The sequence below is a fragment of the Paraburkholderia sp. BR10923 genome, assembly GCF_040948765.1.
Taxonomy (GTDB): domain Bacteria; phylum Pseudomonadota; class Gammaproteobacteria; order Burkholderiales; family Burkholderiaceae; genus Paraburkholderia; species Paraburkholderia youngii.
The window spans coordinates 129306-148264 of sequence record NZ_JBFPKO010000014.1 but is presented as its reverse complement, the minus strand read 5'-3'; the positions used below and the strand labels follow the sequence as shown (position 1 = coordinate 148264).

Sequence of the window (18959 nt, the reverse complement as noted above, 5' to 3'; positions counted from 1 at the left end):
CCTTATGCCGACGACCGAAGACTGTGCTGCCGGGCAAATTCGCCCAGTGTTAAATCGTCCAGCGCCATGTGAGGCCGGGTCTCATTGTAGTCCCGCCGCCAGGCCTCGATCTGGCGTTTCGCTTCCGCCAGAGATTCGAACCAGTGCAGGTTCAGGCATTCGTCCCGGAATGAGCAACCGTTGAATGTTTGGATGAAGCTGTTATCCGTCGGTTTGGCTGGACGGCTGAGGTCGATCTGTACCTTGTAGTGGTACGCCCATATGTCCAGCAGACGACCAGAGAACTCGCTCCCGTTGTCGGCGCTTTCCGGGAAGTCCAGTCAATTCCGTGCTTCCGAGTCTGGTTAACTGTGCGTTAGTCCGACGAGTTTCGTTTCCCGGCATGCCCGAGTCGATGTTTACGAATTCACGGGGTGCGTCAGCTGCGTCAAGCGTTTGCATCTGCTTATCTCCTTGTCTCTAACCGCGGCACGGCCCACGCATCGACGCGGCGCTAGACCTCGATCCCACGCAGCTGCCGCTTGGCTGGACGCCCGCGCGTACTGACACACAGCCAGGCTATAGTGCGTCTTTTCCGGCCGCCCTTAAAAATCCCGACACCCCGGTCACGCCGTCATGCCGACACCTTTGAGCTTCCTTCCGGACAGTTTTGCCGAATATGAAGATCTCAAGTCAATCCTCGACCAGGGCAGGGCGAGCTTCGAAATCCGCGCGATCTGCGAGACCGAGGTACGCAGCCGGCGCTTTTCCATCTATACCGCGAGCATCGGTTCATCCGATCCGCTCGCGCCGGCCATTGGCTTTTTCGGCGGCATTCACGGGCTCGAGCGAATCGGTTCGCAACTCGTGCTCGACTATATGCGCTCGCTGCTCGCGCGGCTCGAATGGGACGAACTGCTGGTGCGTGAATTGCAGTCCATCCGGCTGATCTTTTTACCGATCGCGAATCCCGGCGGCATGTGGGCAGCGACGCGTGCCAATCCGCGCGGCGTCGACCTGATGCGCAACGCACCGCAAGACGCCGACGCGCGTGTGCCTCTGCTTGCGGGCGGCCAGCGCGTCGGCGCGTGGTTACCGTGGTATCGCGGCCGCGCGGGCGAGCCGATGGAGGTCGAGGCGGCCGCGCTGCTGCACGTGGTCGAAACGCAACTCGCCGCGCGGCCGCTGAGCATCGCGCTCGATTGCCATTCCGGCTACGGCTGGAGCGACAGCATCTGGTTTCCGTACGCGCGAACCCGTCAGCAGATGCCGCATCTTCCCGAAATGTACATGCTGAAGAGCATGTTCGAACACGCGCATCCGCATCACGGCTACACGTTCGAGCCGCAAAGCCATCAGTATCTGCTGCACGGCGATCTGTGGGACTACGCGTACGACCGCACGCCGGTGCCGAACATCTTCCTGCCGATGACGCTCGAACTCGGCTCGTGGCTGTGGATCAAGAAGAACCCGCGCCAGTTGTTTTCGCGGCAGGGCATGTTCAATCCGGTCATGGAGCATCGCACCGCGCGCGTGCTGCGGCGCCATGCGAACCTGTTCGACTTCCTCGCGCGCGCGGCGTTTTCGTCGCGGCGCTGGCTGCCGCAAGGCAACCATCGCGAGCAGTTGCTGCAAAGCGCGCTCGACCACTGGTACAGGCCGGATCGCGAATGAGCACATGGATCCTGCTGCGCGGACTGACGCGCGAAACGCGGCATTGGGGGCGCTTGCCGGCGGCGTTGCGCGAAACCTTGGGCCAGAGCCCGGACGCCGCCACCCCCAACGCAACGACCACGACCGGCCTCCGTTTGCTGCTGCTCGATCTGCCGGGCAACGGTGAATATGTGCGGCGGCGCGCGCCCGCGAGCGTCGCGGGCATCGTCGCCTTCGTGCGGCAGGCGGCGCTCGAAACGGGCATGCCGGGCCCCTACAACATAATCGCGATGTCGCTCGGCGGCATGGTCGCGACCGACTGGGCACAGCGGCATCCCGGCGAAATCGAACGGCTCGTGCTGATCAATACGAGCATGCGGCCATTCAGCCGCATGCACGAGCGGCTGCGGCCCTCGGCGTGGCCGGGTCTGCTCGGCGTCGCCGCGCATTGGGGTGATGCAACCGATGCCGAGAGCGGTATCCATCGCCTCACGTGCAACAACCTCGACACCTTGGGAGCCGATCTCGCCGCTTGGACCAACATCCGCCGCAGCGCACCGGTGAGTCGCGCGAATGCGCTGCGGCAATTGTGGGCGGCCGCCCGCTTTAGCGCGGCGCCCGCCGCGCCGGGGTGTGCACTGCTGATTTTGTCATCGGCGGCAGATGGGCTCGTCAATCCGGTCTGTTCGGCGAAGCTCGCGGCGGCGTGGCGCGCGCCGCATCGCGAGCATCCGTGGGCCGGCCATGATCTGCCGCATGACGACCCCGCGTGGACCGCCGCGCAGATTCGCGCGTGGCTCACTCAGCGCGGCGAAGACAGCGATGCGGCGGCGCCGGGACCCGCACCGGCCAAGCCCGCGCGTTGAGCCCCGCGCGGCATTGCCGCGCCGCAGCGACGCGGCCCTTTCCAACCCAACTGTGACCATTCTTCGACGACCCGTCAGCGGGTATTACCTGACTGCGCGAAACGGACGCATCGCACACTGCAGGCGCATAATTCCAAGTCAGACGTTGCCTGCGAATCACGCGATACTCACCATTGCCGCCAGCCAGGGGAGTCGATCATGCAAGCAAAGAACGAAGAAGCCGTCACGCACCTGCTGAACGATGTCGTCGAATTTGCGCGGGGGCGGTTGCCGGAACCGACCTTCAATATCGTCGAACCCTTCCTGCGGCATTACTACGATTTCGTCGACGCAGGCGATCTGCAAAGCCGCTCGATCGCCGATCTGTACGGCGCGGCGCTCGCCCACTGGCAGACCGCGCAGCGCTTCGTGCCGGGCCAGCAGCGGCTGCGCGTATATAACCCGATCCTCGAACAGCATGGCTGGCATTCCGATCACACGGTGATCGAGATCGTCAACGACGACATGCCGTTCCTCGTCGATTCGGTCTCGATGACGGTCAACCGCCATCGGCTCGCGCTGCATTCGGTCGTGCATCCGGTGTTCCGGGTCTGGCGCGCGGCGGACGGCAGCATCACACGCGTGAGCCAGGGCGCCGAAGAAGCCGGCGATACGCGCTCGCATCTGACCTCGTGCATCCATTTCGAAGTCGATCGTTGTGGCGATGCCGCAAAACTCGACGCGTTGCGCGACGATATCGCCCGGGTGCTCGGCGACGTGCGCGCGGCGGTCGAGGACTGGCCGAAGATCATCGAACGCGCGAAGCAGACGATTCAGGATATGAAGGCGCGCGAGACCGGTCCCGAGGGCGTCGAAGCGCGCGCGTTCGTCGAATGGATGGTCGCCGATCATTTCACGTTCCTCGGCCAGCGCGATTACGAACTGGTGCAGCTCGATGGCGGCTATGGTTTGCGGGCGGTGGCGGGCTCCGGTCTCGGCATTCTGCGCGATGCGCAGGGTGCGGGCGGCGCGCCGGAAGTTACGCCGTTGCCGCCGGCGGCTGCGGAGATCATCTCAGGCTCGTCGCCGATCTTCCTGACCAAGGCCAATTCGCGCGCCACGGTGCACCGGCCCGGCTATCTCGACTATGTCGGCATCAAGCTGAGCGGCGCCGATGGCAGGGTGACGGGCGAACGGCGCTTCATCGGCCTGTATACGTCGACCGCTTATTTCGTGTCGGCCGCGGAGATTCCGATCGTGCGGCGCAAATGCGCGAATATCGTCAGACGCGCCGCATTCCTGCCGAAAGGTCATCTGGCGAAATCGCTGGTCACGGTGCTCGAAACTTATCCGCGCGACGAACTGTTCCAGGCCGACGAAGATCAGCTGTACGACACCACCCTCGGCGTGCTGCGTTTGCAGGAGCATCAGCGCACGCGGCTGTTCGTGCGGCGCGATCGCTTCGATCGCTTCGTGTCGTGCCTCGTGTTCGTGTCGCGCGACAAGTACAACACCGATCTGCGGCAACGCATCGCGAATCTGCTCGCCGACGCGTTCAATGGTGAGAACGTCGAATTCACGCCGCTGCTGTCGGAGTCGACACTCGCGCGAATTCATTTCGTCGTCCATGCCAAAGCGGGCGGCATGCCGAGCGTCGATACGCGCGAGCTCGAAGCGCGCCTCGTGCAGGTCGCGAGACGCTGGCAGGACGATCTGGCCGACGCATTGCTCGACGCCTACGGCGAAGAGCAGGGCAACCGTTTGCTGCAGCACTACACTGACTCGTTTCCGGCCGGCTATCGCGACGACTATCCGGCGCGCACGGCGGTGCGCGATATCGAACTGATCGAGCGCGTGCAAGGCAGCGAGCGGCTCGCAATGAACCTGTACCGGCCGATCGAATCGGGACCGCGGGCGTTCCGCTTCAAGGTGTATCGCGCGGGCATGCCGATCGCGCTGTCGCGCAGCTTGCCGATGCTCGAACATCTGGGCGTGCGCGTCGACGAAGAGCGGCCTTATCTGATCGAGGCGCCGGGCGCGATGCCCGCGTGGATCCACGACTTTGGCCTCGAAGTTGCGGACGATGCCGAGTTCGACATCGAGCGGGTCAAGGATCTGTTCGAGCAGGCGTTCGAGCAGGTGTGGACCGGCACGATCGAAAGCGACGACTTCAACCGCCTCGTGTTGCGTGCGCAGCTCAATGCGCGCGAGGTGACGATTCTGCGCGCGTACGCGAAGTACTTGCGCCAGGTCGGTTCGACGTTCAGCGACGCGTATATCGAACGCGCGGTGACCGGCAATCCGGCGATTGCGCGCATGCTCGTGGACCTGTTCGTCGCGCGCTTCGATCCGGCGCTCGGCACGGTACGCGAAGCCCGCGTCAACGCCTGTCTGGAGTCGATCGACAGCGCGCTCGACCAGGTGCCGAATCTCGACGAAGACCGCATCCTGCGGCAGTTCCTCGGCGTGATGAAGGCGACCAAGCGCACCAACTACTACCGCCACGACGCTCAGGGGCAACCGAAGCCGTACCTGTCGTTCAAGTTCGATCCCGCGCAGGTGCCCGGCCTGCCCGAACCGAAGCCGATGTTCGAGATATGGGTCTATTCGCCGCGCGTCGAGGGCGTGCATCTGCGAGGCGGGCGCGTCGCGCGCGGCGGCCTGCGCTGGTCGGATCGGCGCGAGGATTTCCGCACGGAAGTGCTTGGCCTGATGAAGGCGCAGATGGTGAAGAACGTCGTGATCGTGCCGGTCGGCTCGAAGGGCGGCTTCGTCGTCAAGAATCCGCCGCCGCAGAGCGAGCGCGATGCGTGGATACGCGAAGGCGTCACGTGCTATCAGACCTTCCTGCGCGGCTTGCTCGACGTAACCGACAATCTGGCGGGCACCGACGTCGTGCCACCGCCTGACGTGGTGCGCCACGATCCCGATGACCCGTATCTGGTCGTCGCCGCCGACAAGGGCACGGCCACGTTCTCCGACTACGCGAATGCAATCTCGCATGAATACGGATTCTGGCTCGACGACGCGTTCGCGTCGGGCGGCTCGGTCGGCTATGACCACAAGAAGATGGGCATCACCGCGCGCGGCGCGTGGGAGTCGGTCAAGCGGCACTTCCGCGAAATGGGCATCGACACGCAGAGCCAGGACTTCACGGTGGTCGGTGTCGGCGACATGTCGGGCGACGTGTTCGGCAACGGCATGCTGCTGTCTCCGCATATCAAGCTGCTCGCCGCGTTCGATCACCGCCATATCTTCCTCGATCCGAATCCCGATCCCGCCGCGAGCATGGCGGAGCGTGCGCGGCTCTTCATGCTCGACCGCTCCAGCTGGGCCGATTACGATCCGTCGCTGATCTCGGCGGGCGGCGGCGTGTTCCCTCGCAGCGCGAAGACGATTCCGCTGTCGCCGGCGGTGCAGGCGGCGCTCGGGACCAGCGCGGCGGCGCTGTCGCCGGCCGAGCTGATGCGGGTGATTCTGCAGGCGCCGGTCGATCTGCTTTATAACGGCGGCATCGGCACCTACGTGAAGGCGAGCCGCGAAACCAACCAGCAGGCGGGCGATCGTGCGAACGACGCGATCCGCGTGAACGGTGCCGACCTGCGCTGCAAGGTCGTGGCCGAGGGCGGCAATCTCGGCTTGACGCAACTCGGCCGCATCGAGTTCGCGCAGCACGGCGGCCGCATCAATACCGATGCGATCGATAATTCGGCCGGTGTCGATTGCTCGGACCACGAGGTCAACATCAAGATTCTGCTGGGTCTCGTCGTCGCCGACGGCGAGATGACGGAGAAGCAGCGCAATGCGCTGCTTGCAGAAATGACCGATGAAGTCGGTCTGCTCGTGCTGACGGACAACTACTACCAGACGCAGGCCTTGTCGATCGCGGGCCGCTTCGGCGTCGAGTTGCTCGATGCCGAAACGCGTTTGATGCGCTATCTGGAGAAGGCGGGGCGGCTCAATCGCGTGATCGAGTTTCTGCCGACCGACGAAGACGTCGCCGAGCGTGCGGCCGCGAAGCAGGGACTGACGACACCCGAGCGCGCGGTGCTGCTCGCGTACAGCAAGATGTGGCTCTATGACGCGCTGCTCGAATCGTCGATGCCGGAGGACCCGCTCGTCAGCGACATGCTGATCGAGTACTTTCCGAAGCCGCTGCGGCAGCGTTTCCGCGAACCGATGCAGCGCCATCCGCTGCGCCGTGAAATCCTCGCGACGCATCTGACCAATGCGCTCGTGAATCGCGTCGGCTGCGAGTTCGTGCATCGGCTGATGGAGGAGACCGATGCGCAGCCCGGCGACATCGTGCGCGCGTGCATCATGGCGCGCGATGTGTTCGATCTCGATCAGATCTGGCGCAGCATCGACGCGCTCGACAACCGCGTCGCCGACGACGTGCAGGCGCGCATGTTCGCAGAGGTCGCGCGGCTTGTCGAACGTTCGGCGCTGTGGTTCCTGCGGCATCTGCAAACGGGCGCAACCAACGGCGACGTGACCGGCCTGCTCGCACGCTGTCGCGATGCCGCGCAGCGTCTCGCGCCGCAATGGCCGGCGCTGTTGCCGGCCGCTGATCTCGAAGCGTTGTCGGAGCGGCAGCGGGCGTTCGTCGATGCAGGTGTCGATAGCGATCTCGCGGTGCGGATCGCGAGCGGCGAGGTGTCGGCCGCGCTGCTCGATATTGCCGAAGTCGCTTCGACGTGCGAGCGCAATCTCGAACAGGTCGCGGGCGTCTACTTCGCGCTCGGCACGCTCCTGAACTACAGCTGGATCAGCGAGCGCGCCGCTTCGTTGCCGGCGCCGACGCATTGGGACATGCTCGCGCGCGCATCGGCGCTCGCCGAACTCGCCCGCCTCAAGCGCGCGCTGACCACGAGCGCATTGGCTGGCGCGACCGATGCGTCGGCGCCCGATTCGCTGGTGCAAACGTGGCGCGAGAAACGCGCGGCGCAGCTCGAGCGTTATACGCGTCTGCTGACCGATTTGCGTGCGACGGGCGGCGCGAGTCTTTCGGTGCTGCTGGTGGTCGTGCGGGAGATGGCGGCGCTCGAGCGGGCGTGAGCCGCGCGAAGGTGGAAAGGGCGCTTGGGGTGCTGGCGGCACGGCGACACGTCGGGTCTGATTCCTGCGGCCTGGTGTGTCGTTGTCATCCATAATACCGAGTGCTTGCCGATCGCTTCGGTCGTGCAATCGCCAACAATACCCAGCCCACTCACGGACGCCCGCCCGCAGATGAAAGAAGAATCGCCGAAAGCCATTTTCTACGCGCTCGCCGCCAACCTCGGCATCGCCGTCTGCAAGTTCGCCGCGGCGTCGTTCACCGGCTCCGGCTCGATGTTCGCCGAAGCGATTCACTCCACCGCCGACTGCGGCAATCAACTGCTGCTGCTTTTCGGGCTGCGCGAAGCGCGCAAGCCGGTAAGCCCTTTGCATCCGATGGGCAGCGGCCGCGAAATCAACTTCTATTCGCTGCTGGTTGCGTTGCTGCTGTTTTTCGTCGGCGGCGCGTTTTCGGTGTATGAGGGCGTGCATCGGCTCATTGCCCGCGAGCCGTTGCAGTACGCGTTCGTCGCGTTGGCGGTGCTCGGTGTGTCGGTGGTGCTCGAAGCGCTATCGCTGTGGGGCGCGATCAAGGAGATTCGCAAGACGTATCCGGACAAGAATCTGTGGCAGTGGTTTCGCGAGACGCGCGAATCGGATCTGCTGGTCGTAGCCGGCGAAGATATCGCCGCGCTATTCGGTCTCGCGATCGCCTTCGTCGCGGTGCTATTGACGATGATGACCGGCAACCCCCTGTATGACGCGCTCGGCTCGGTGGGAGTCGGTCTTCTGCTGATGACGATCGCGTGGCTCGTCGCGCGTGAAGTGCAGTCGATGATCGTCGGCGAATCGGCGAGCCCGGAAGTGCGCGGCGCCATCGACGCGCATCTGCGCGCGCGTCCCGAGATTCGCAGCATCATCAATATGATCACGCTGCAGTGGGGACGTCACGTGGTGGTGGCGGTGCAGGCGGAAATGATCGACTATGCGAGCGGCCGCGCGATGGTCGATGCGATCAATGTTATCGAGGCCGACTTGCAGGCCACGTTTCCTCAGGTGCGCTGGGTGTTCTTCGAACCGGATGTGCCGCGTAGTTAGCGAAGAGGAGGCGAAACGCCCCGCACTGAAATCGCGGGCCATTCCGCCTGAGCCAACTGGACTCCTGTACGCGCCAAAGCGCTTATTTGAACCCTGCCACCGCATGCGGCACATACAGTTCTTCGAGCCGGTGAATCTCTTCATCGCTGAGCTTCAACGACAGCGCCGCGACCGCATCGTCGAGATGATGCAGCTTGGTCGCACCGACAATCGGCGCGGTAATCGGCTTCTTCTGCAGCACCCACGCTAGTGCAACCTGCGCGCGCGGCACGCCGCGCTCTTTCGCGATCTCGCTGACCCGCTCGACGATACGCCGATCCGCTTCCTGCGTCTGCGCGTACAGCGTGCGGCCGAACTCATCGGTTTCCGAGCGCGCGCTCTCGGTGTCCCAGTCGCGCGTCAAGCGTCCGCGTGCAAGCGGGCTCCACGGAATCACGCCGATGCCTTCGCTCTCGCACAGCGGCAGCATTTCGCGCTCTTCCTCGCGATACAGCAGGTTCACATAGTTCTGCATCGTCACGAAGCGGGTCCAGCCATTGCGCTCGGCCACCTGTAGCGCCTTGGCAAACTGCCATGCGTACATCGACGATGCGCCAATATAGCGCGCCTTGCCGGCCTTCACGACGTCGTGCAGCGCTTCCATCGTTTCTTCGATCGGCGTGCCGTAGTCCCAGCGATGAATCTGATACAGGTCGACATAGTCGGTACCGAGCCGCCGCAGGCTGTGATCGATCTCCGCCATGATTGCCTTGCGCGACAGCCCTGCGCCGTTCGGGCCCGGATGCATGCGGCTATTGACCTTGGTGGCGAGCACGAACTCATCGCGTTTCGCAAAGTCCTTCAGCGCACGGCCGACGATTTCCTCGCTGGTGCCGTCCGAATAGACGTTGGCGGTATCGAAGAAGTTGATGCCGTGATCGAGTGCCTGCTTGATGAATGGCCGCGCGGCTTCGTCGTCGAGCGTCCAGGTATGCGTGCCGCGCGAGGGCACGCCATAACTCATGCAGCCGAGACAGAGACGCGATACATCGAGGCCGGTGCGGCCGAGTTTCACATATTCCATCGTGTTGCTCTCCTATGGTGAAGCGCACAAACCCGCTGCGAGGGAAAGACCTTCGATTATAGGGAAACGACCGCAAGCGCGTCGTCGCGGGCCGCGGCCGCTTTCGATCGCTTCAAAGCAAATGGCGAGTGACGTGAACGACAGTTAAGAAAAGTCTGCAAAAGGCGTGGATTTGATGAAGCGTTGGACTTTCTGAAAAAGCGGTGGATAACTACGATCGTTAAATATCGACAAATTCAGAATAACTCAGAATTGTCTCGTAGTCGCCATTTGCTCTCCTTGATAACCTTTTGATGCCGTTGCATTGCGCAGGGCTTCATCGGGCATCACAGGTATAAGCAATGAATAACCGTTGTTATCGGCTTGTTTTCAGCACGCTTCGAGGTATGCTCACTGCCGTTGCAGAAACTGCGATCGGTCACGGGAACTCCAGTCGCGGTGAAACCGGCTTATCGGTTGCGTTACAGTCTGTCACACTCTTTGCAATGCGTCATGCGGCCTTTGCCGTGCTGGTGCTGTGCGGACTCGCGCCCGCGCTTTCAGACGCGCAGATTGTCCCATCAGGTACCCATGCGCCTGGCGTAGTCAGCACGGCAAACGGCCTGCCGCAGGTTAATATCAATAAACCGTCCGGTGCGGGTGTTTCTCTCAACACTTATTCACAGTTCGACGTCCAGAAGAATGGCGCGATTCTCAACAATTCGCCCGTTATAACGGGTACGCAATTGGCGGGGCAGATTAACGGCAATCCGAATTTCGGGCCGAACGACGCCGCGAAAATTATCGTCAATCAGGTCAATAGCAATAATCCGTCGCTGCTGCGCGGTTATGTCGAGGTCGCGGGCCAGAAAGCGGCGGCTGTCGTGATCGCCAATTCATCGGGGCTGGTCGTGGACGGCGGCGGTTTCATCAATACCTCGCGCGGCATCCTCACGACCGGCAATCCGCTGATCGACGGCAGTGGCAACCTAACCGGGTTCAACGTTACGGGCGGCACGATCACGGTTCAAGGTGCGGGTCTGAACACCTCGAATATCGATCAGGTGGACCTCATCGCACGCGCGGTGCAGGTGAACGCAGCGATCTACGCCAATACGCTGAACGTATTCGCGGGTGCGAACAGCGTCGATTACGCGAGCCTGAACGCGACGCCCATCACTGGAAGCGGAGCCGCGCCGGGCGTGTCCATCGACGTAGCGCAGCTCGGCGGCATGTACGCGAACCGTATCACGCTGGTCGGTACGGAGAAGGGTGTCGGTGTGGCCAATGCAGGCACGATCGCCGCGCAGGCGGGCGACCTCACACTGACGAGTTCGGGCCAGCTCGTGCAGTCCGGCACGATGAACGCAAGCGGCAGCATCGGCATCAGTGCGGCGAGCGTCGCGAATAGCGGCACGATCTACGGGCAGCGGAATGCCACGATCGGCGCGACAGGCGCGCTAACGAATTCCGGAACACTTGCGGCGCAGCAAGACCTCATGGCGACGGCGGGCAGCGTCGCGTCGACGGGATTGCTCGGCGCGGGCGTCAGTCCTGACGGCAGTCTGGGCACCAGTGGCAATCTGTCGGTGACCTCGGCGGGGCTGCTGTCCGCTACGGGCCAGAACGCCGCCTCCGGCACCGTGACGCTTTACGGCGTGTCGCTCGATCTGGCCAATGCGCAGACGTGGGCAGGTACGGCGCTCGCGCTGACAGCGAGGGACGGTAACCTGAGCCTCGTCAACGCAATCACCGGCGCAGGCTCGTCCATTACGGCAAATGCGGCAGGCACGCTCGACAACAGCGGCGGCACCTTCAACGCGCCGCAACTTGCGATCCGTGCAGGCAACTTCACGAACCGCAGCGGCACGATCACGCAGACCGGCACGGGGCCGATTACGGTTACCGTCTCCGGCACGCTTGACAACACCCGCGGCTCATTGCAGACGAACAGCGCCGATCTGGTGCTGAGCCCTGCCACGATCCTCAACGACGACGGCACGATCACCAGTTCGGGCGCCGGAAGGCTGTCCGTGCAGACAGGCGCGCTGTCGAACAATGGCGGCACGCTTGCCACCAATGGCTCGCTCGACGTGCAGGCAGGAGCGGTGTCGAACCGGGGCGGCACGCTGGCGGCGCAGTCGTTGGCGGCATTCAGGGTTGGCTCGCTGGACAACAGTGCGGGTGGGCAGATCAGCGCCCGCGACGTATCGATTGCGGACACCGGGGCGTTCAGCAACGCCGGCGGCACCGTGCAGGCGGACGACACGTTAGGCATCAACGCACAGACGGTAGCGAACGACGGTGGCAGCATTTCCAACGCTGGTACGGGTACGACTACCGTCAGTGCGTCGGGTGCACTGTCGAACACAGCGGGCGGCCTGATTGGTGGCAACGGCGACGTGTCGGTGTCGGGCGGCAGCATCGACAATGGCGGCGGTTCGCTGGTCGCGGGCGGCGCGCTGGCCGCGCAGTCAGGCGGCACACTGAACAACGCGGCGGGACTCATCCAGTCGGATGGTGATGCATTTGTCTCCGCACAAGGTGCGCTCACCAATGCGGGTGGGCAGATCGGCACGAACGGCAGGTCGGCTACCCTGGAGATTGCCGGCGCATCGCTCGACAATTCTTCGGGCCGCATCGCCAATACCGGTATGGGCGCAACGACGGTCAGCGCGGGATCGATCAGGAACAGCAATGGGAGCGGCGTAGCGGGCGCAGGGGTCATCGGCGGGAACGGCGATGTCATGGTCTCAGGCGCGTCGCTGTCGAATACCCAGGGTGGCCAGATCGTCGCGGGCAACAACCTGACCGTTTACGAATCGCAGTCCGTGGACAATTCGGACGGTACGCTATCGGGCGCGAACGACCTGACGCTCAACGGCACAGGCGCGGCGGTTTCCAATGTGAACGGCTCGATCCATGGCAACGGCGTGGTCAGTCTCGATACCGCGTCGCTGGACAACACCTCGGGCAGGATCGGCAACGATCAGGGCAGCGGTGGCAGCGTCGTCATCACGACCGGCACCCTCACGAATCAGAACGGCGCGATCGGCAGCGATCAGAACCTGACGCTCACGACGAACCGGCTGGCGGGCGACGGCACGATCATCGCGGGTCGGGATGGCGCGGTGACGGTCAATGGCGACTACGTGAACCATGCTGCCAACCAGATGCAGGCCAACCGCAATCTGAGCTTCACTGTCGCGGGCAAGCTCACAAACCAGGGCACGCTGGGCGCGGTGAATGTGCTGACGGTGAATGCTGCGAACGTCGACAACCAGGCGGGCGCAGACCTGAACTCGGCCAGCACGACCGTCAATGCAACGAACGCAATCACCAACGAAGGCCGCATCGAGGGCGATACGGTCACGACGAACAGCGCGACGCTGACCAATACGGCGACCATCATCGGCAATACGGTGACGCTGACCGGCAGCCAGTCCATCGCGAATACCGGCGCCGCCGCGATCATTGCCGCGGCGGCGCAAGTGAACCTCTATTCGCCCGGCGATATATCGAACACAGGCGGCGCGAACGTCTTCAGCCTCGCAGACGTGAACCTCGCAGCGGATGGCACGCGCGACGCAAACGGCCTGCTGTCCAACCGCTCGAACACGGTCACGAACGACCAGTCGACGATCCAGGCACAGGGCAACCTCCAAATCGCCGCACAGACGCTGACCAACTCGCGGCCCGCGCCGACGGTTCAGACCGTGACGACCGACGTCGAGACGGTCCACCAGACCAAGCGCGGCAAATACATGGCCTGTGCAACAGGCAATGCCGTGAGCGGTTACTGCTCGCAGTCGATGTGGGATAACGGCTACATTGCGCCGATCGACACGACGTTCTCCGCTTCGCAGATCATTTCACAAACGGCGGGCCCCAATCCGACGGACAATGTGCTCGTTGTGAACGTCAATGGCACGCAGCAGACGATCTGGTACAACTCGATCACGACCAACGGCGACGGCACGATCACCGTCAACTACTGGGACGACTACAACCCGAATATCAACTACCTGCCGTCAACCGAGTACGCAACCCGCAGCGACGGACACAAGGGCTACCAGCGCGTCGAGTATGCACGCGATACGACGACCACAACGCAGCAGGATCAGGTAACGGGCGCGCAGGCACAGCAGGGTCAGCTGCTTGCGGGCGGTGACATGACGCTCGCGAACATCGGCACGCTGAACAACAACTACAGCGCGATTGCGGCGGGTGGCTCGATCCAGATTGGCAGTACCACGCAGGACGGCTCGCTCGATCCGTCGGGCAGCGGCAACTACGGCGGCACCCAGGTGAACAACACCGGGCAGACGCTGTACCAGTACCAGCGCCAGGACATCGTATCGACCTACGCATGGAACGAGAACATCACGCAGGACGTGGGTCAGGTGGTGGAACCGTCGGTCGTGCTCGCGCCGGTGGCGATCGGCGGAACGGGCGGCACGATCATCGCGAACAGGGCGGTGGTTATCAGTGGCACGGACATCAACAATACCAACGTTGCTGCGGCGAACTCCGCAACCGGAGCGACGGGCGGCACGCTCGGCGCCAACCAGGTGCTGACGGGCCAGAAAGCGAACGCGCCGCAGACGGTCGCGGACAGTTCCGGGTCGCTCCATGTCACGCTGCCGACGAGCGGCCTGTATTCGCTACGTACTGCACCGAACGCACCCTACCTCGTCGAGACCGATTCGCGCTTTACGAGCTACACGAAGTTCATCAGCAGCGACTACATGCTTGGCGCATTGGGCCTGAATCCTCAAAGTGTGGAAAAGCGCCTCGGCGACGGACTGTACGAGGCACAGCTGGTACAAAACCAGATTACGCAACTCACCGGTCGCGTCTACCTGCAAGGCTACAGCAGCAACCTCGACGAATACACGGCGCTGATGACGGCGGGCGTGAATGTCGCGCAGCAGTTTGGCCTGGCCGTTGGCGTCGCGCTGAGCGCGGCACAGATGGATGCGTTGACGAGCGATATCGTGTGGTTGGTCAGCCAGACAGTCACGCTGCCGGATGGCACGACGCAATCGGTGCTGGTTCCGCAGGTCTATCTGGCGCAGACGCACGCCAACGATCTGCAGCCTACGGGCGCGCTCATTGCCGCTGACGATGTTGAATTGCACGCGACGGGCAGCGTGAACAACAGCGGCACGATCAGGGGTGGTACGCAGACGGTCGTCACGGGCACCAATATCGTGAACCGGGCGGGCACGATTACGAGTAGCGGCACGGATGGCACGACGGTCGTGTCGGCAACCAGCGACGTGGTCAATGCATCGGGTCTGATCAGCGGCAACCGCGTCGCGGTGCTGGCGGCCAACAACATCATCAATACGACGCTGGTCGACGCGACTGGAATCAGTTCGGCCGCCGGTGACAGCAAGGTCGGCCAGACGCTGCTCGGCGCGCTGGGCTCCATCGCCTCGACCGGCGACATGGTCATTGCCGCAGGCAATGATCTGACCGTGCACGGCGGGAACATCAACGCGGGCGGTGACGCGTCGATCAGCGCTGGTCACGACATTGATGTTGACACCGTGCAGTCCACGACCACGCAATCGGTGACGCTGAATGACCAGCATCATTGGGAGGCGAGCGGCACAACGAACCAGACGAGCGCGATATCGGCCGGTGGCGACCTCGCGATGCAGAGCGGCAATGACATGACGTTCAAGGGCACGACGGTCACGGCAGGCGGCGACCTAGCAGCGGTGGCCGGCGGCAACCTGACGGCGACAACGGTCACGAACACCGCGACCTTTAATAACGTCGCGACTGACGACAGTTCGCGCAAGGAAGTCGATCGCATCTACGACGAGCAGGCAGTTGGCACGACCTTTTCGGCAGGCGGCAATGCGATACTCGCGGCGGCCGGCACGGACACCAGCAAGGGCAATGTGACGCTCACCGGTTCGACACTCACAGCGGGTACCGGTGCAGCAATCATCGCGGCAAGCGGCGACGTGAATGTCAACGAAGCCCGCGAGGAACACGATTCCTATGTAGCAACCGGGTCGAAGCGCGGTAGTGCGTTCCATAGCTCCACCTCCGACACGACCCAGGGCACGCATGCGAATATCGGCGTGGGAAGTACGGTTGCAGGGGACTCAGTCAGCATCAGCGCGGGCAAGGACCTGACTGTGAAAGGCTCGACGGTGGCGGGCACGAATGACGTGAATCTGACAGCTGCTGGTAACGTCAACATTACGACATCACAGGATTCAGAGACTACGTCCACGTACTATCAGAAACATGAGTCGGGGTTCGGTACGAGCGGCGGTATCGGCATATCGGTCGGCAGCAAGACGCAGACCGATACCACCAATACGTCGCAGGTAACGAACACGGGCAGCACCGTCGGCTCGCTCGCGGGCAATCTGAACATCGTCGCGGGCAATGATCTGCATGTGACCGGCAGCGACCTCATCGCAGCGCAGAACGTCACGGGCAATGGCGCGAACGTCATCATCGACGCGGCCACCGACACCACGCACCATGACGAATCGCATGCGGTCAAACAGAGCGGGTTCACCCTTGCCGTGAAAGCGCCGGTGCTTGATGCGATATCGAATGCGGCTGGCCAGGCACACGCGGCCAGCAACAGCAAGGATGATCGTGCGGCGGCATTGCACGGCATGGCGGCAGCGAGCGCGGCGTGGGACGCGAACATGGCCGCAGGCGGGCTGGTCAACGATCTTGCGGCGGGCACGACGCCCCAGATGAAGGTCGAACTCAGTTTCGGCTCCAGTAGCTCGAAAAGCACGTACTCAGAGGGCTCCACGACAAACGTAGGGTCAAGCGTGAACGCGGGCGGCACGGTGGTGTTTGCGGCAACTGGTGACGCCACGCCCGGCAGCGGTAATGTGACGATTGCTGGTTCGAACGTCAATGCCAGCGACGTGATTCTGGCGGCGAACAATCAGGTCAATATCGTCAATACCACGGATACGGATTCGACGCGCAGTTCGAACGAGTCGCAGAGCGCGAGCGTGGGGATTTCGTACGGCACGGGCGGATTCGGCGTCTCGGCGGCGATGTCGAAGGCGAATGGCGACGGCAATAGCGATCTGGCAACGCAGAACAACAGCCGTGTGATCGCGTCGAATACCGTGACGATCATCTCGGGCGGAGATACGAACATCATTGGCTCGAACGTGAGTGGCAATCAGGTGAGCGCCGATGTGGGCGGCAATCTGAACATCGCGAGTGTGCAGGATACGCTGGTGAGCTCGGCGCATCAGTCGAGTGCGGGCGGCGGCTTCAGTGCGAGCCTGGGCGGTGCCAGTGGCAGCTTCAGCCAGAGCAGGGGTGACGCGACGGGCAGCTACGCGGGTGTCAACGAACAGGCTGGAATTCAGGCGGGAGACGGTGGTTTCAGCATCAACGTCAAGGGCAACACGGACCTGAAAGGTGGGCTGATCGCGAGCGACGCGGATGCGTCGAAGAATTCGCTGACGACGGGTTCGCTGTCTTTCTCGGACATCCAGAACCAGTCCAACTACGACGTGAAATCGAGCGGCTTCAGCGCGGGTGTGACGACGGGAGACGGCGGTGCGAACTACAGCACGCACGGCAATACGTCGGGCAAGAATACCGGTGGTGCTTCGCCGATGCTGGGTCAGCACGACAGCAGCAACGACAGCGCGACGACGAAGAGCGGCGTCAGCGCGGGCACGATCACGGTGACTGATCCGGCGAACCAGCAGCAGGATCTGGCGAGCCTGAACCGCGACACGACGGATACGAACGGCACGGTGGCGAAGCTACTGGACATGCAGAACATGCTGGACCGGCAGGCGGACATGATGTCGGCGGCGAGTGCGGCAGGCGAGGCGGTGTCGCGCCGGATCGGCGATTACGCTGATTCGAAGTACAAGGAAGCAAAGGACGCGGGCGACCAGGCGGGGATGGATGCCTGGAAGGAAGGCGGGGCAAGCCGTGCGCTGATTCAGGGTGCGGGCGCGGCGCTGGTGACGGGCCTGGCGGGCGGGAATGCCGTGGGTGGTGCGGCGGGCGCGGCGGTCGCGTCGATCGCCGGAGGCAAGCTGAACGAACTGAGCAGTGCGATTGCGGGCGCGGACCCGACCGGTAACGCCAGCATGAACGAAGCGCTTGGCAACATTGTCGCGAATGCGATCGCCACGGGGGCTGGCGGTGCCGTCGGCGGCGAATCGGGGGCATTCTCGGGTTACAACGTAGATCGTTTCAATCGGCAGTTGCATCCGGAGGAAAAGACCGCTATCGCGAAGCAGGTCAATGGAGACAAGGCCGAAGAGGACAGGCTCACGCGTGCGGCGTGCTATGCCTTGAAGTGCTGGGCGGAGTACGCACCGGGAAGTGAGGAGTACAACGCGAACTATGTGAGTCAGCTTGAGGCGTCTCAGCTTGGTCCGGAGATTCAGTGGGTGAACCGTCAGCAGGAGGCGGGATTGTTCGTCTATACGCCGACGCAAAAAATTGGCGACGCGGTTCATAGTGATCCAGTCGGTGTCGCGAAGGATGGGGCGAAACTGGTGTTGGGTGGCGTGACAGCCAAAACAGGGGTCGGACTTTGCACGACGGCGCTCGGGTGTGCAGCCGGTGTGCCTATGGCGTCGGTCGGTTTGAGTGATATGGCCGAAGGCGCGGATGGACTGTACAACCGATACAACGGTATCAATGCGCCAAGTGTGAATCCATTACGTTACGGGTTCAATGAGGTGTTGCCCTCGGGGTGGGGAAACGTCGCATATAACGGATTAAGTCTTGCCGCCGCAATTGCTGCTCTATATGCTCCTGTCCCCCTCAAGATGGGCACGTCAGATGGCTTGCGGCGCCCAAATTCGATGTTTGACGTGACGGTGCCACAAATTAGCAACAATAAGTTGATTCCGTTCATCGATCGGGCAACGCCATACGGAACAAATCAAGGCGTCTTGCTATTTGGTGTAGGGATGAAAGGATTGGCCCTTATAAACGACATCCGTAATAGCGGGGGCGACAAGTGAACTGGAAGCGTCTGTATGCAGTTAGCCAAATAGTGGGTGCTGTTGGTGGGATTTCGGTTGCGGCGGCCGGATTTTACGCCGTTATCGTGGTCGGCATATGCAGAAAATTAATTGGTTTGAGTGACAATTTTTCTGTATTTGGTATTGGGATCCCATCCTTCGTGGTTATCTTGACTGTCTTCATCCGATATCTGCCAAACCATCTTCGCAAGGCCGGGATGCTGAGTGACGATCCCAAAAAATTTGGTCCATGGTTCAAGCGGGACAGCGAGGCCTGAGATAATGGACGCACATTCGTGG

7 protein-coding genes and 1 pseudogene are annotated in these 18959 nt (G+C 62.8%); 6 read left to right on the top strand and 2 right to left on the bottom strand.

All coding sequences use genetic code 11. From position 1 onward, the window contains the following. Positions 1 to 2: 2 nt before the first annotated feature. Positions 3 to 302, bottom strand: a pseudogene (locus AB3X94_RS24715) (integrase core domain-containing protein); the annotation flags it as partial. 313 nt (positions 303 to 615) lie between these two features. On the opposite strand from AB3X94_RS24715, the gene AB3X94_RS24710 reads away from it, so the two are divergent. The 4 genes from AB3X94_RS24710 to AB3X94_RS24695 all read left to right on the top strand — a co-directional run bounded on the left by AB3X94_RS24710 (position 616) and on the right by AB3X94_RS24695 (position 8612). Beyond that, entirely contained in the window at positions 616 to 1653 is a 1038-nt protein-coding gene (locus tag AB3X94_RS24710) for a M14 family zinc carboxypeptidase (RefSeq protein ID WP_176106569.1), read from the top strand. Further along, positions 1650 to 2498, top strand: coding sequence for an alpha/beta fold hydrolase (locus AB3X94_RS24705; protein WP_368613000.1), 849 nt, complete (start codon positions 1650 to 1652; stop codon positions 2496 to 2498). Before AB3X94_RS24710 ends, AB3X94_RS24705 begins: the two co-directional genes overlap by 4 nt. A 198-nt stretch (positions 2499 to 2696) precedes the next feature. Continuing rightward, on the top strand, positions 2697 to 7535 hold the full coding sequence (locus tag AB3X94_RS24700; RefSeq protein ID WP_368612999.1) for an NAD-glutamate dehydrogenase: 4839 nt from the start codon (positions 2697 to 2699) through the stop codon (positions 7533 to 7535). Positions 7536 to 7706: 171 nt separating this feature from the next. Continuing rightward, positions 7707 to 8612, top strand: coding sequence for a cation diffusion facilitator family transporter (locus AB3X94_RS24695; protein ID WP_368612998.1), 906 nt, complete (start codon positions 7707 to 7709; stop codon positions 8610 to 8612). Between the two features lie 82 nt (positions 8613 to 8694). Here AB3X94_RS24695 and AB3X94_RS24690 read toward each other — a convergent pair whose 3' ends face one another. Further along, positions 8695 to 9675: an aldo/keto reductase gene (locus AB3X94_RS24690; RefSeq protein ID WP_368612997.1), complete on the bottom strand. Its 981-nt coding sequence runs from the start codon at positions 9673 to 9675 to the stop codon at positions 8695 to 8697. Positions 9676 to 10016: 341 nt separating this feature from the next. Between AB3X94_RS24690 and AB3X94_RS24685 the strand changes: the two genes are divergently transcribed. Both AB3X94_RS24685 and AB3X94_RS24680 read left to right on the top strand, forming a co-directional pair. After that, positions 10017 to 18659: a hemagglutinin repeat-containing protein gene (locus tag AB3X94_RS24685; protein ID WP_368612996.1), complete on the top strand. Its 8643-nt coding sequence runs from the start codon at positions 10017 to 10019 to the stop codon at positions 18657 to 18659. Beyond that, positions 18656 to 18937 carry a hypothetical protein gene (locus tag AB3X94_RS24680; protein WP_176106563.1) on the top strand — a complete coding sequence of 94 codons (282 nt, stop codon included), beginning with the start codon at positions 18656 to 18658 and terminating at the stop codon, positions 18935 to 18937. The genes AB3X94_RS24685 and AB3X94_RS24680 overlap by 4 nt, the downstream gene beginning before the upstream one ends. Positions 18938 to 18959: the final 22 nt, after the last annotated feature.

What these genes read in the sequence shown, in the direction of transcription:
- AB3X94_RS24710 (WP_176106569.1), top strand. Translation starts at nt 616, where the DNA reads ATGCCGACACCTTTGAGCTTCCTTCCGGACAGTTTTGCCGAATATGAA.
- AB3X94_RS24695 (WP_368612998.1), top strand. Translation starts at nt 7,707, where the DNA reads ATGAAAGAAGAATCGCCGAAAGCCATTTTCTACGCGCTCGCCGCCAAC.
- AB3X94_RS24685 (WP_368612996.1), top strand. Translation starts at nt 10,017, where the DNA reads ATGAATAACCGTTGTTATCGGCTTGTTTTCAGCACGCTTCGAGGTATG.
- AB3X94_RS24690 (WP_368612997.1), bottom strand. Translation starts at nt 9,675, where the DNA reads ATGGAATATGTGAAACTCGGCCGCACCGGCCTCGATGTATCGCGTCTC.
- AB3X94_RS24700 (WP_368612999.1), top strand. Translation starts at nt 2,697, where the DNA reads ATGCAAGCAAAGAACGAAGAAGCCGTCACGCACCTGCTGAACGATGTC.
- AB3X94_RS24705 (WP_368613000.1), top strand. Translation starts at nt 1,650, where the DNA reads ATGAGCACATGGATCCTGCTGCGCGGACTGACGCGCGAAACGCGGCAT.